This window comes from Colwellia sp. F1, assembly GCF_056238625.1.
This window is the reverse complement of record NZ_JBWDLI010000010.1, coordinates 146,911-159,463: the sequence shown is the minus strand read 5'-3', so window position 1 is coordinate 159,463 and position 12,553 is coordinate 146,911. Positions and strand designations below refer to the sequence as shown.

Sequence of the window (12,553 nt, the reverse complement as noted above, 5' to 3'; positions counted from 1 at the left end):
AGTATGAAAAACCGTGTATTAAATAAATTTATCTCTGTCATTGTGTTATGTTTAGCTGCTAATACGTCACAAGCAGCATTAATTACTGAGTTAACCCATGACTATGGTGTAGATAAGAGCATACCAAGTGGCAGCTTAAATGGTGCGCCTAGTCAATGTAACCAACTAGCCGCTGACTATATCAAGGTAACTGATACAACATCTAACAGTGGTTGTAGTCGTTTCTACGATGCTTTTAGCTTGTCAGCGTTTGCTGATTATGAAATTGAAAGCTTTGAGTTAACATTAACCTTTTCTAATACCGACGATTATAATTACTTTTGGGGTTTCTTTTCTGTAGCAGAAGACTGGAAGGTGATGGCAGCTTCATCTGCCAATAAGGCAGATACATTTAACCCAAAAGATATAAACCGTGTTAATGATTTAACGTCACAAAGCTTTGTTTTTGATGCTGCTAATACCAATAAATCGGTATATGATGAAATTTTAGATAATGAAACTTTTGGGTTTTGGCTAGGTGATAAAGCTTGGGGGTCAAATAACTTTAATTTATATAGCTCATCGTTAAACGTGAATATTAAACCCGGCAGCGGTCCGACACTAGCAGTGTCAGTGCCAGAGCCAAACATGGTAGCGTTATTCGGTTTAGGTTTAGCATTATTATTAGTCCGTAGAGCAAAGGCGCCTAGATAATTACTTTGCCTTGTTGATTAAAGTTAACGAATAAACAGGAAGGATAAAAACAGCATACAGGTGCTAATGCCGTTCACTTAAGTCGAGCGGCATTTTTATTTCTAAAGTTTTTAGCGTAGCATTACCAGGTGATAAGGTTAGCTAAGCGGGGCTCAATTTAAGCAGTTTCAATGCGTTGATTGAAAGCGATTAGAGGTACAGGGGGCTTTATGAAGCAATGGTTAGTTATGTTTATTTCAATAATGCTGATTGCCATTATTATTGGTATTATAATTAACGACCAGCTTAAGCAGGCCAATATATCGAGTAACCTTTGCACAGCGTCCTGGCAGCGTTATGTTGACGACATTATTGACACCAGTGATGGTAATGGGCATGGCCCTGATCTTGGTTCAGATGAATGGCAATCAGTGGTTGAATTTAAGCTAGGTGTTCGAGAAAACTCAACTGTGCCACAACGAGCGAGTAAAGCCTGGTGTGAATATATTGACCTTAAGCTAAAAGCGATTCAAAAGTAAGTGCTAATAGCCTTGAATTATTCACTGTTTAGCTTGTTACGGTTGCCAGGGGATAAGTTCGTCTTTTTGATGTTGTGCCGTTATTGGTGAGTCTGCTTGGTATAATATGGGGACGTCTTTACTTTGGTAGGCTTGAATATAAAAACGTGTTGGCCAAGCATGGGGTGGGTATTGGCTGTCTTTTTCAGTTTGCTGACCTGTTACGTCAAATGTGTAAGCATAGGGTAATGCTTGGTTGCTGCCAGGTACAGTGTCACGTGTATCAATATAGCTATCACTATAGTTGGCACAGGTGCCAAAATTTTCAATGCCATATTGCCAAAATATACCCGAATATACTGCGACAGGATCTAAGTAAGTGGTTTGCACAATAATACTTGGGTTAACTGATTTTGCCCCCTTGCATATACCTAAAGCAACAAAAGCACCACAACTATGACCAATAGCATGAATTGCCTTGAGCGTCGTTTGGCTAGCTAACCTTTGACCAATGCCAAAGCCTATTTTTTTCCCTGAAACAGAGCAACTAAAGACATTGCTGGCATAATCTTGCCAGTTAATACTGTGGTTTTGCATAATTACATGCTTAAGCTGGGTATAAGGCGCTAATGCCATTAACTGTTGTAATTCGTCACTCCAACTACGTGGTGAGTCGTTGACCCCGTGGGCAGACAAAGTAATGTATTCAAGATCTTTTGTAAGTGTAAACTGGCTAACCGATGAAAAATCACGAGGCCAGTGAGGGTAAATTAATAACCCTAATGAAATAAGTATAAAAGGGATACCAGGCATAATAATTAACCACAGGCACAGTAAACGGGCTAATTTTTGCTTATTAAATTTATGCATTAGGTGGTGTATTCACTTTTATTTCGTTGTTATTAAGGTCAAATTTTACAAGATAATCGCGTGAAAAAAAATCCTTGCTTGGTTTTCTTCAGCAAACTAGCCAGAAAATAACGCATGAGTCTATGCATATTATGCATAGCAAATGAATAAGTCATTCATCTGTGTATATTGTATAAAATACGCGATATTGCTCATTTGTGGCTTATATACGCTGCAATTATATTGTATACAATATCTTGTTATGCAGTTTGTTTTGAATATTTAGTAAAAAAATCTGAATATTTAGTAAAAAAACATGAATATCCATTGTTTTGGCGCTTGACTAAAAATTATTTTTCTGAAACTGCAAAATAATGTTTGTTTTTAATAATTGGAGTGATTATTCTAATTTCATAATTTTTCGAACGAGAAGAAAAAATGAACAGTATGGAGCAGCAGTTTATAGAAGCTGGCACACTTATGCTAACCGGAATGGTGTTTGTGTTCGCTTTTTTAGGCTTATTAATTATTTTTATTAACACTGTCTTAGTAAAACTAGCAGTTAAGTTCCCTGAGTCTAATACACAAAATAGAAGAAACTCAAAAAAACAGGCGCAAAAAAAAGTAGACGGTGAAATATCGCCTGCGATAGTCGCAGCAATAAGCGGGTCGGTAAATCAATACCGCCAAAAACATGCTATACAACAGAATTTAAAAAAGAAATAAGGGCATAACCATGAGCAAACCATTAGGTATTACCGAAGTTGTCTTAAGAGATGGTCATCAATCAATTCTTGCAACCCGTCTTCGATTAGAGGACATGTTACCGATTGCATCAACATTAGACGACGTTGGCTATTGGTCAATTGAGTCCTGGGGTGGTGCAACCTTTGATTCTTGTATTCGCTACTTAGGCGAAGATCCTTGGGAACGTATTCGTGCTTTGAAAAAAGCCATGCCAAAAACAAAGCAGCAAATGCTATTTCGTGGCCAAAATATATTAGGCTACCGCCATTATGCTGATGATGTTGTAGAAAAATTTGTTGAACGTGCCCATGTTAATGGTGTGGACGTTTTCCGTATTTTTGACGCGATGAACGATGTACGTAATTTACAAACGTCGATTAAAGCCGCGGTGAAAGTTGGTGCACATGCTCAAGGTACATTAAGCTACACCGAAAGCCCAGTTCATACCCTTGAAGGCTGGTTAACTATGGCTAAGCAACTTGAAGACATGGGGGCACACTCATTGTGTATCAAGGACATGTCAGGCCTATTAAAACCGTACGATGCAGCAGAGTTAATAGACCGCTTGAAAGAAGCAGTTGGACTGCCTATTGCTTTACATTGTCATGCAACAACGGGCTTAAGTGTTGCCACCCAAATGAAAGCGATTGACAGCGGTGTAGATGTGATAGATACCTCAATTTCTTCCATGAGCATGACTTACGGACACTCGCCAACAGAGACCATTGCCTCTATTGTTGAAGGTGGTGCACGTGATACGGGGTTAAACATTGAAAAAATGGCAGAAGTTGCGGCTTATTTCCGTGATGTTCGAGAAAAATATGCCGAGTTTGAAGGAAGTTTAAAAGGCGTAGATGCAAGAATTTTAACTGCACAAGTCCCTGGTGGCATGTTAACCAATATGGAAAACCAGCTAAAAGAGCAGGGCGCGGCAGACAAGTTTGATGAAGTGTTAACTGAAATCCCTAAAGTTCGTAAAGACTTAGGTTATATTCCACTTGTTACACCTACCTCACAAATTGTTGGTACACAAGCGGTACTAAATGTACTAACCGGTGAGCGTTATAAGTCAATCACGAAAGAAACTACGGGCGTATTAAAAGGTGAGTATGGTGCAACTGCAGCACCGGTTGATGCACAATTACAAGCGCGTGTGTTAGATGGTGAAGATGTTATTAGTTGCCGCCCAGCGGATCTGCTTGAGCCAGAAGTTGACAGGCTAACAACAGAGTTGCAAAATTTAGCAGCAGAGAAAAGCATTGACTTAGCCAGTGAGGTGATTGACGACGTATTAACTTATGCGTTATTCCCACAAATAGGGCTGAAGTTTTTAGAAAACCGTAACAATCCAGCAGCATTTGAACCCATACCAACGAAAGCGAGTGCACAGTCGAGTAACTCATCAAACGCTACAGATTCAGCAGGGCCAGAAAGCTATGCGGTGAGTGTAGACGGTAAAGTTTATGATGTCATAGTAGCACCGGGTGGCTCTATTGAGTCAATTACCCTTCCAGCTGGCGATGATGCGATTAAACAATCAACGTCAATTTCTGCGGAAGAAACATTAAATGCTCCTTTGTCAGGTAATATCTTTAAGGTGCTTGTTAATGAAGGTGACGCGGTAGAAGCGGGTGACGTGGTCATTATTATGGAAGCGATGAAGATGGAAACAGAAATTCGTGCCGTTAATGCCGGTAGTATTATTCGTTTGCATGCCAAAGAAGGTGACTCTGTTGCCGTTGGTGATGTATTGCTTAGCTTTTCATAGGAAACTTTATGGAATCGTTACTTTTATTATGGCACTCAACAGGCTTGGCTAACTTTGAATTTGATCAAGTGATTATGATGCTTGTAGGTTGCCTTTTACTTTACCTTGCCATTGCGAAAAATTTTGAGCCGTTGCTCTTATTACCAATGGGTTTTGGCGCATTATTAACAAACATTCCACTAGCAGGTTTTTCTGAAGTGGGTGGGTTACTACATTACATTTATAATGTAGGAATAGATACGGGTATCTTTCCGCTAATTATATTTATGGGTGTGGGGGCCATGACTGACTTTGGCGCCTTGATCGGCAACCCTAAAACCTTATTTTTAGGTGCTGCAGCACAATTTGGTATTTTTGCCACCTTGTTTGGTGCCATAGCACTTAATGCAGTACCTGGTATAGAGTTTAGCTTACAAGATGCTTCAGCTATCGCTATTATTGGTGGTGCAGATGGCCCAACAGCAATCTTTTTAGCCTCTAAGTTAGCGCCTGAGCTACTTGGTGCAATTGCTGTAGCTGCTTATTCATATATGGCATTGGTGCCTATTATTCAGCCACCAATTATGAAAGCGTTAACGACACAAGAAGAACGTAAAATTGAAATGGGTCAACTTCGTCCAGTGTCGAAAATAGAAAAGATTGTTTTTCCACTTGGCGTATTGTTAATGACAATTTTCTTTTTACCAACAGCAACACCTTTGGTAGGAATGTTTTGTTTAGGTAACTTAATGCGAGAGTCTGGCGTGGTTGATCGTTTAAGTGCAACAGCACAAAACGAATTAATTAATATAACAACAATCTTTTTAGGTTTAGGGGTTGGTTCAAAACTAAGTGCTGAAGCTTTCCTCAACGTGCAAACCATTGGTATTTTGGCCTTAGGTGCGGTTGCCTTCTCTATTGGTACTGCTTCGGGTGTATTAATGGCTAAGTTAATGAATAAGTTTGCGAAAGAAAAAGTAAACCCATTAATTGGTGCGGCTGGTGTGTCTGCGGTGCCTATGGCAGCACGTGTTGCCAATAAAGTTGGTTTAGAGGCTAACCCTCACAACTTCCTCCTTATGCATGCTATGGGCCCTAATGTAGCAGGGGTACTTGGTTCCGCCGTGGCCGCGGGTATACTACTTGCGCTTGTGGGAGCTTAATACCTTGTTATGCTATTAGCGCTATTTCACGTTAACGTGTAGTATCTGAGTGAGATAGCGCTGCAATAAAACATAAAGTCGTGTTTAAGTCGACATAAAAGCCGAGCTTGCCTCGGCTTTTTTACGTGAAATACTAAGTGGCTACTCGCTTTTGAAGGCGGAGTTAATGTGGGCTTTTTTAGGCTGCTTGGTATTAATTTGCTATAATATTTTTTATTAACATCATGATATCGAGGCTATATGAAACACCTTTTACTACTTAGTACTGTTCTTTTTAGCTTATTTGGTTGCTCTACCTCTTCAACAGGGCGTAATCAAGTCGCACTTTATTCAGATAGTGATTTAAACCAAATGGGCATAACTTCATTTGAGCAAATGAAAACAGAAATTCCAATCAGTACCGACAAAGCAACCAATGATTTTGTCTTATGTGTTGCTGATGCCATTGTAGCCAATGTCCCCGCTGCATCATATTCAGGTGAATGGGAAGTGGTAGTTTTTGACTCTGAACAAGTGAATGCGTTTGCTTTACCCGGGGGAAAAATAGGTGTTTACACTGGTATTTTACATGTGACCGAAAACCAAGATCAACTAGCTGCTATTATTGGGCATGAAGTTGGTCATGTACTTGAGCGACACTCTAACGAGCGGTTGTCGGCAAATCAGCTGTCTAATGTAGGTTTGGCGGTGGCAACCATTGCCCTTGGAGCAAGTGAGCTTGATAACAAAGGCTTATGGCTTGCAGGTTTGGGGATCGGCGTACAGTATGGCGTTATTATGCCTTATAGCCGTGCTCATGAGAATGAAGCCGATATTATTGGCCAAAACTTAATGGCTAAATCAGGTTTTGCACCTGAAGCCAGTGTTGCTCTGTGGAAAAACATGTCAAAAATTAGTGGCTCAGCACCCCCTGAATTTATGTCGACCCACCCATCAAATGAAACCCGAATTAAAAAGCTTAATGAACAGCTGGCGATTTCAACGCCTTATTATTTAGCTAAAAAGCAGAGTAATAGTTTGCCAACATGTCATAAACCTACCGTGATCCCTAAGCCAAAACCGAAAGCTAAACCTTAATACAAACACGGTAAGCTCTAAGTGCTTAACAAGTTATTGTGTGTCTTGTAGTGCTTCTTATAGGCACACAATATCGTAGGCTAGCTGTCTAGTGACAATGATTGGTAATAGTAACGCTTAGGGCAATACGTTGCCTTATTGCTAAACGATGACTTTAGGGAATAATGTTTTAAGGGGGTAACTTAATTTTAAGGGTGTAGCTTGAAATTTACCCATTCATCGGCATGTTTTTCAAAACAAATTCTGTCATGTAAGCGGTTTGCTCTGCCCTGCCAAAATTCAATATAAGTTGGTTTTACGCGCCATCCACCCCAAAACTCAGGGTGTGGTACTTTGCTGCTAGCAAATTTTTCACTAAAGTGTGCCATGCGTGTTGTTAATTCATCGTCCGTACTCAGCTTTTGGCTTTGTTTCGAAGCCCAGGCACCTATTTGGCTACCGCGATCTCGGCTGTGAAAATAGTTAGCAGACTCTTGTGTGCTAACGCGCTCAACACTACCTTCAATACGTATTTGTCTTTGTAAAACATTCCAATGAAACAACAAGGCTACTTTGTTGTTATCAGTTAACTCATGGCTTTTTCGGCTGCTGTAATTGGTGAAAAATACAAAACCTTGGTCATCAAAATGTTTTAACAAAACCATGCGGGAGCTGGGCTGGCCATTTGCGCTACAACTACTAACCGATACCGCCTCAGGAAGTAATATGCCTGATTTATTGGCATCGTCAAACCATTGTTTAAATAAAGCAAGTGGGGTTGAGTTGGCGGGTATTTCGGGGAGTGGCAAAGCAACACCTTGGCCAAAAGTGAACAAGCATCGTAGTTTTTCTAATAAGGTCATGGGAATAAATACTGCTAAAATAAACGTTATTCTAGCAGTATTTACGTTAAAGAACAGCGTTTCCTTTTGCTCAGTAGGGGATGTTTTTGGGTAGTGTAAATATAATCGAGCTTTATTTTTACACTACCCTGAATTTGAAGGGTTCTATTAATATTAACGGGGAAGGGAGTTTTGTTACTGGTGTTTGAACAGTGTACTATGTTTTAATCGTGATCTTTTTTACTCATTATTTACCAATCGTTTTCGTCATCTAATAACTCTTTAAGTCTTTTTCTTTCCATTAATTCATCAATGCGCTTGCGTGCGAGCAAGTTTTTCTTTGCTTTGCTTTGCGCCGTGTTTTCGGCTTTTTTTTCGGCAGGTTCAAGAGGCTCTAAATCGATATTTGGATCAAGCGTTTCATCATCTTCATCTATATTATCTAAAAACTCATCATCTATCATTGGCTTAACTCTTAAAAAATCTTCTTGTCAGTAATAAAGGTAGGCAAGTAATAAACTATTTTCAAATTATTTGCAAAATAGTTTCTCAATTATTTGTAAAAAAGTTTGTAAATTTCACATTATCTTTTATTGGTGTCTGCGAGAATGCTTGATAAACTATTGCTATTAATACAGTTAATTATTAGAACTCACTTTATATGCACCAGGTTGCTTTTCCTCTTTGGTTTCACCCCTACCAGCAGCAAGCGGAGTTGCTAAATGAGCGTCGCTTAATTGTATTGATAGGAGATAATACTTGGGCAACAACTTTAGTCAACAGTGTTGGTAAGCGCTGTGATGCGAGTGAACAAGAAAAAGGCAATACTTGGTTAGTTTATGGTGACAGCGACGCTACTGAACTGGGTTTTAAGGCGAATGTTAGCAAGCAGCGTTTTCGTGATAAGTTAGGCAGCGAAAGTAACTTTGTTGTATTTCAAGACAGTGAGCTATCCATTGATGCTTTTGCTTGTTTATCTGGCACGTTAGTCGCTGGTGGTATACTTTTCCTGTTAATAAAAGAACAACAACAACTAACAGCGAGTACTTTTTATCAACGATTTTTTCACCTGTTAAGTGATTTTCCTGAGCATGTTGTACTTGAGCAAAAAAACTTTTCATTACCGGATTTACCGGTAGATCAAGCTGCCCTTGAATTAACAAAATGCAGCACCAAAACAATGTTGCCTTATGGCTGTATAACGCCTGAGCAAGTAACGGCAGTTGAGTCAATTATTAGTGTATTTAAAGGCAAGCGAAATAGGCCGTTAGTACTAACGGCTGACAGAGGGAGAGGGAAGTCTTCAGCACTTGCCATTGCTTGTGCGTTCTTGTTAAAGTCAGCCACGAAAGCATATACCTTGCGATTGGTGATTACCGCGGGTGATATTGGCGCGCTCGCTGTTTTTTTTAACTGCTTACAAGCCCGTTTACCGGAAAGTACATTACACCAAGGTAAGTTAACCACTTTACATGGCAGCGTTGAATTTATTGCTATTGACCAGCTGATCAAGCAGCCCGTCAATGCCAGTTTACTTTTGGTTGATGAAGCTGCCGCAATTCCCATTTATTTGCTAGAAAAGCTTTTATCACTCAGTGCTCGTTTAGTGTTTTCAACGACTATTCATGGTTATGAGGGCGCAGGGCGAGGTTTTACATTAAAGTTTCAGAAAACGTTAGCGTTTAAATACCCTAAATGGCAAAGTTTGCATATTCAAGCACCAATTCGCTGGCGAGTAGATGATCCACTTGAGCGTTTGGTTTTTGAAGCATGTTTATTAAATGCCGCCTTACCTGATATAGCGCAAGACTTTCATGGTACTAGGCCCTCAGCATTGCAATTTACCTTGTTTAGTGCGACAGAGTTAATGCATGATGAGCGACTCTTTAAGCAAATTTTTGCTATTCTGGTTACTGCGCATTATCAAACTAAACCCAGCGATGTGCAGATGATGTTAGATAATAAACAAGTGCAATTAGTTTGTTTATTGTCTAACAAGTCGTCCCAGCCACAAGTGATCGCTGTTGCTTTATTGATTAAAGAAGGTAGCGGTTGTGCGGTTGATAATGCTCACCCAGCTGCGATTGACGCGAAAGACATTCGTGCAATAAAAAACTCGACCCGGCGATTTAAAAACCACTTTGTACCGCAATCTTTGTTAACCCAATGTGGTATTGACTACGCTTTTGATTATTCTTATCTGCGCGTAATGCGCATTGCGGTGCATCCTCAGCTGCATTACCAAGGTATTGGCAGTTACTTTTTAGAGAAAATAACAGATTGGGCTAGCAGCCAAGGTGCTGATTTTCTCGCGGCAAGTTTTGGTGCAAATAAAAGCTTGCTTTCTTTTTGGCTGACGAATGGTTTTCGCTTAGCACGTATAGGGTTTAATAAAGATAAGGCTAGCGGTGAGCAATCAGCTTTAGTGCTTAACGCACTCTCTTCGCAAGGCGGGCAGGCGCTTAAAGATATTTATTCTACCTTTTATCAAAGTTTTGATTATCTATTAACAGATGAATACCGGTTATTAGCCCCAGAGTTGGTCGCGTTAATTATGGCATACTGTCCGGTGTCATTGTGTACTAAGTTAACGCCTAGGGATAAAGCAAGTATTGCCGCCTTTGCACAGGGGCATAGGCAGTATTCAAGTTGTGTATTTAGCTTACACTTATGGCTAAAGCGAATGCTTGCTCATGCTACAACAGAGGATGATAAAGACTTATGGGTATTTATCAGCCGTATTTTTCAAAAGAAAAGCATCAGTGAAACCTGTGACGCTTATGGTTTTACGGGTAAAAAAGCGTTAGAGAGCTTTTTAAGAAACAAAGTTAGGCACAACTTATTGTTGTAGGAGTTAAGCGCTTAAGTTAACTGCCGCTTTATTTTTTTACCTGCCAACCCCAAAATTTCTTCATAGACAGGTACTGACAACGCTTGTCACTCTGGTTCTCACTATAACCATTAATGTCTTCATGGTTTAATAAACGCGTTACATAGTAGTAAATAGTTTTAGCTAACCCTGGCGTGGGGTGGTCTTTATAAGTGCTCAGTAAAATCATTAACCAATTTTCAAGCTGCAAACATTCGGTAGAGGTAGTTATGCGCATAAGTAGTGCTCCGCATAAGCCTCATTAGTTGGGCTTGTACTTGTTGTGAGTAATGCTTGCCAGAGTACTTGCTTGGCATTGGCGTTTAAACATTTACAATCACCACCGCGTAATACCCCTGACTTAAGTAACTGCTGTAATGTATTGCTTGATAGTTCAAGTTGTACGCGCGTGTTGCCGCTGTTGTCATTTGCTTGCTGCATTGCCATTTTATGCTCCTTAATTTAGTTTGTTTTCTCAGCTTGTAATCGCTGTATAGTTAAAATATACGAATAAAAAACTAAATGCAAATGATAATTGTTACTGTTTGGTGTTTTTTGAAAGGAAAACTTAATTAAGCATTTATAGTGAGATCACAGCAGAAATACTCATTGCTTTGCTTATTAAGGTTTGGGTAGCTTGACTGTGCTAACGTTTAAAAAGTATTGCTTTACAGTGAGTTGATATAAGCGAGTGGCGTCCCCTACAGGAGTCGAACCTGTAACCTATTCCTTAGGAGGGAATTGCGCTATCCAATTGCGCCAAGGGGACAAATTTATTTGAACAATACAGTGATGTTAAACACAATATTATATAATAATTAATACCGTACTGCTAAATCATTTATTTGAATATTGCCTAATAAATTATTATCGACTGTTCTTGCAGTAGCACTTTCTCTGGTGAGTTGCGTTACTTTTACTTTGTGTGGGCTAATATGGTAGCCAACGTACCTTTTTCCTTGTTGGCTAACAAAGCTGTTACTGTGGAGTAAGGTAAATTCATCGCCCACCTTCACGCCATGGTGCCGGCCTAAGTTAATGGTAATTTCATTCCCTCGCACCTGCACTATTTTACCCTCACTGGGTTCGCACATAATGTTTTCGTCAATATCAGCTACTGCGTTATCAAGTAAGGTATTTATCATATTTCCGTAATGACTTTGCCAAAAAGCAATAGCATTAACATCAATATTATCTCGTTTATTAAAGTCCCACACGGCTGAGTCTTGATAATGCTGTTGCCATATTAGTTCACCACTTAAACCGTTATAGAGGTAAAGTGTAACCGCAAAACTTCTAGGGTAGGTCGGTTGCTGCCATACTTTAAAAGCATTAGTTCGTTGGCCGTCAGATGATAAATCATTAATGTCACTATAGAGAACATATTGGCTGTCGGTTGTTTCAGCGAGTGATAGGGTTAATTGCTTAATTTTTTCTTCATTAAAACTGTGCTTCAAACGAGAGAACTCAGTTGCATTTTTAAGTAATAATTTAGCATCACTATAACTACTTTGGCTGGTTAATTTTTTTTGTAATTGCTTTATAACCCCAGCATCTATTTGATAAATACTGCCCAAGTTTGCTTGCTCTCTTTGGAGTATGTGGCTCTTAGTGAGCAAGATGGATTTTTTGTAATCTAAAGAAAAACATTTTCTTTCTTGCGGAAAAATATCTGCACGCACGGTAACACTAAGCATGTTATTGCTGTGTACTTCTTCAATTAATTCAATCGAGTTAACGCTGCCACTAGCGCGAATACTTATTTGGTCTTGTGTTAATAAACCATTCACTACTTGTTGAATGCTTGAAACGCTAGCACCTGCGACTAATAAAGCTTTCTTTAACGCATTCTCCATGGCTTTCGTACGCGCCACTTCAACAGAATCTTTAGCGGTTGATGCATGCCCTTGTGCCTCATACCACTGTGCGTTCGCTGTGCTAGTTAACATTAAGCTGACAAGTAAAATCGATATTTTGGTTATAGTATGCATATACTCTCTCATCAAAACAAAAGCCTATTGTTAGGCATGATGCCATTAGTAATTAACGTCTATCCGGTACTTAAGAATAATCTATGCACAATTTATGCC

13 protein-coding genes and 1 tRNA gene are annotated in these 12,553 nt (G+C 39.5%); 7 read left to right on the top strand and 7 right to left on the bottom strand.

Features of this window, described 5'->3' with window-relative positions:
- The first annotated feature begins 3 nt into the window (after nucleotides 1–3).
- On the top strand, nucleotides 4–693 hold the full coding sequence (locus AC0UA9_RS11435) for a PEP-CTERM sorting domain-containing protein (RefSeq protein ID WP_475660167.1): 690 nt from the start codon (nucleotides 4–6) through the stop codon (nucleotides 691–693).
- A gap of 209 nt (nucleotides 694–902) precedes the next feature.
- Nucleotides 903–1,211: a hypothetical protein gene (locus AC0UA9_RS11430; protein WP_475660164.1), complete on the top strand. Its 309-nt coding sequence runs from the start codon at nucleotides 903–905 to the stop codon at nucleotides 1,209–1,211.
- 36 nt (nucleotides 1,212–1,247) lie between these two features.
- Here the strand turns inward: AC0UA9_RS11430 and AC0UA9_RS11425 are convergent, their stop codons facing one another.
- Nucleotides 1,248–2,060: an alpha/beta hydrolase gene (locus tag AC0UA9_RS11425; protein ID WP_475660161.1), complete on the bottom strand. Its 813-nt coding sequence runs from the start codon at nucleotides 2,058–2,060 to the stop codon at nucleotides 1,248–1,250.
- Between the two features lie 417 nt (nucleotides 2,061–2,477).
- Between AC0UA9_RS11425 and AC0UA9_RS11420 the strand changes: the two genes are divergently transcribed.
- From AC0UA9_RS11420 to AC0UA9_RS11405, 4 genes are all read left to right on the top strand, one after another.
- Nucleotides 2,478–2,765 (top strand): OadG family transporter subunit, encoded by a 288-nt coding sequence (locus AC0UA9_RS11420; RefSeq protein ID WP_475660158.1) that lies wholly within the window; start codon nucleotides 2,478–2,480, stop codon nucleotides 2,763–2,765.
- A 10-nt stretch (nucleotides 2,766–2,775) separates the two neighbouring features.
- Entirely contained in the window at nucleotides 2,776–4,554 is a 1,779-nt protein-coding gene (gene oadA / locus AC0UA9_RS11415; RefSeq protein WP_475660156.1) for a sodium-extruding oxaloacetate decarboxylase subunit alpha, read from the top strand.
- An 8-nt stretch (nucleotides 4,555–4,562) separates the two neighbouring features.
- Nucleotides 4,563–5,696: a sodium ion-translocating decarboxylase subunit beta gene (locus AC0UA9_RS11410; RefSeq protein ID WP_475660152.1), complete on the top strand. Its 1,134-nt coding sequence runs from the start codon at nucleotides 4,563–4,565 to the stop codon at nucleotides 5,694–5,696.
- A 240-nt stretch (nucleotides 5,697–5,936) separates the two neighbouring features.
- Nucleotides 5,937–6,773, top strand: a complete 837-nt coding sequence (locus tag AC0UA9_RS11405) for a M48 family metallopeptidase (protein WP_475660151.1) — start codon at nucleotides 5,937–5,939, stop codon at nucleotides 6,771–6,773.
- 188 nt (nucleotides 6,774–6,961) lie between these two features.
- Here AC0UA9_RS11405 and pdxH read toward each other — a convergent pair whose 3' ends face one another.
- Both pdxH and AC0UA9_RS11395 read right to left on the bottom strand, forming a co-directional pair.
- Nucleotides 6,962–7,615 carry a pyridoxamine 5'-phosphate oxidase gene (pdxH, locus tag AC0UA9_RS11400; RefSeq protein ID WP_475660148.1) on the bottom strand — a complete coding sequence of 218 codons (654 nt, stop codon included), beginning with the start codon at nucleotides 7,613–7,615 and terminating at the stop codon, nucleotides 6,962–6,964.
- Between the two features lie 230 nt (nucleotides 7,616–7,845).
- Nucleotides 7,846–8,058 (bottom strand): PA3496 family putative envelope integrity protein, encoded by a 213-nt coding sequence (locus tag AC0UA9_RS11395; RefSeq protein ID WP_475660144.1) that lies wholly within the window; start codon nucleotides 8,056–8,058, stop codon nucleotides 7,846–7,848.
- 197 nt (nucleotides 8,059–8,255) lie between these two features.
- Between AC0UA9_RS11395 and AC0UA9_RS11390 the strand changes: the two genes are divergently transcribed.
- Nucleotides 8,256–10,445: a tRNA(Met) cytidine acetyltransferase TmcA domain-containing protein gene (locus tag AC0UA9_RS11390; RefSeq protein WP_475660143.1), complete on the top strand. Its 2,190-nt coding sequence runs from the start codon at nucleotides 8,256–8,258 to the stop codon at nucleotides 10,443–10,445.
- 28 nt (nucleotides 10,446–10,473) lie between these two features.
- Here the strand turns inward: AC0UA9_RS11390 and AC0UA9_RS11385 are convergent, their stop codons facing one another.
- From AC0UA9_RS11385 to AC0UA9_RS11370, 4 genes are all read right to left on the bottom strand, one after another.
- Nucleotides 10,474–10,701: a hypothetical protein gene (locus AC0UA9_RS11385; protein ID WP_475660141.1), complete on the bottom strand. Its 228-nt coding sequence runs from the start codon at nucleotides 10,699–10,701 to the stop codon at nucleotides 10,474–10,476.
- Nucleotides 10,692–10,910, bottom strand: a complete 219-nt coding sequence (locus tag AC0UA9_RS11380) for a hypothetical protein (protein ID WP_475660139.1) — start codon at nucleotides 10,908–10,910, stop codon at nucleotides 10,692–10,694. Before AC0UA9_RS11380 ends, AC0UA9_RS11385 begins: the two co-directional genes overlap by 10 nt.
- Nucleotides 10,911–11,155: 245 nt before the next feature.
- A tRNA-Arg gene (locus AC0UA9_RS11375) sits at nucleotides 11,156–11,232 on the bottom strand.
- Nucleotides 11,233–11,281: 49 nt separating this feature from the next.
- Complete coding sequence (locus AC0UA9_RS11370; protein WP_475660137.1) at nucleotides 11,282–12,454, bottom strand: flagella assembly protein FlgT; 1,173 nt, start codon at nucleotides 12,452–12,454, stop codon at nucleotides 11,282–11,284.
- Between the last annotated feature and the right edge of the window lie 99 nt (nucleotides 12,455–12,553).

Coding starts and splice junctions, on each gene's coding strand:
- AC0UA9_RS11435 (WP_475660167.1), top strand. CDS start 4: ATGAAAAACCGTGTATTAAATAAATTTATCTCTGTCATTGTGTTATGT.
- AC0UA9_RS11390 (WP_475660143.1), top strand. CDS start 8,256: ATGCACCAGGTTGCTTTTCCTCTTTGGTTTCACCCCTACCAGCAGCAA.
- oadA (WP_475660156.1), top strand. CDS start 2,776: ATGAGCAAACCATTAGGTATTACCGAAGTTGTCTTAAGAGATGGTCAT.
- AC0UA9_RS11420 (WP_475660158.1), top strand. CDS start 2,478: ATGAACAGTATGGAGCAGCAGTTTATAGAAGCTGGCACACTTATGCTA.
- AC0UA9_RS11385 (WP_475660141.1), bottom strand. CDS start 10,701: ATGCGCATAACTACCTCTACCGAATGTTTGCAGCTTGAAAATTGGTTA.
- AC0UA9_RS11395 (WP_475660144.1), bottom strand. CDS start 8,058: ATGATAGATGATGAGTTTTTAGATAATATAGATGAAGATGATGAAACG.
- AC0UA9_RS11405 (WP_475660151.1), top strand. CDS start 5,937: ATGAAACACCTTTTACTACTTAGTACTGTTCTTTTTAGCTTATTTGGT.
- AC0UA9_RS11370 (WP_475660137.1), bottom strand. CDS start 12,454: ATGCATACTATAACCAAAATATCGATTTTACTTGTCAGCTTAATGTTA.
- AC0UA9_RS11380 (WP_475660139.1), bottom strand. CDS start 10,910: ATGGCAATGCAGCAAGCAAATGACAACAGCGGCAACACGCGCGTACAA.
- AC0UA9_RS11425 (WP_475660161.1), bottom strand. CDS start 2,060: ATGCATAAATTTAATAAGCAAAAATTAGCCCGTTTACTGTGCCTGTGG.
- pdxH (WP_475660148.1), bottom strand. CDS start 7,615: ATGACCTTATTAGAAAAACTACGATGCTTGTTCACTTTTGGCCAAGGT.
- AC0UA9_RS11410 (WP_475660152.1), top strand. CDS start 4,563: ATGGAATCGTTACTTTTATTATGGCACTCAACAGGCTTGGCTAACTTT.
- AC0UA9_RS11430 (WP_475660164.1), top strand. CDS start 903: ATGAAGCAATGGTTAGTTATGTTTATTTCAATAATGCTGATTGCCATT.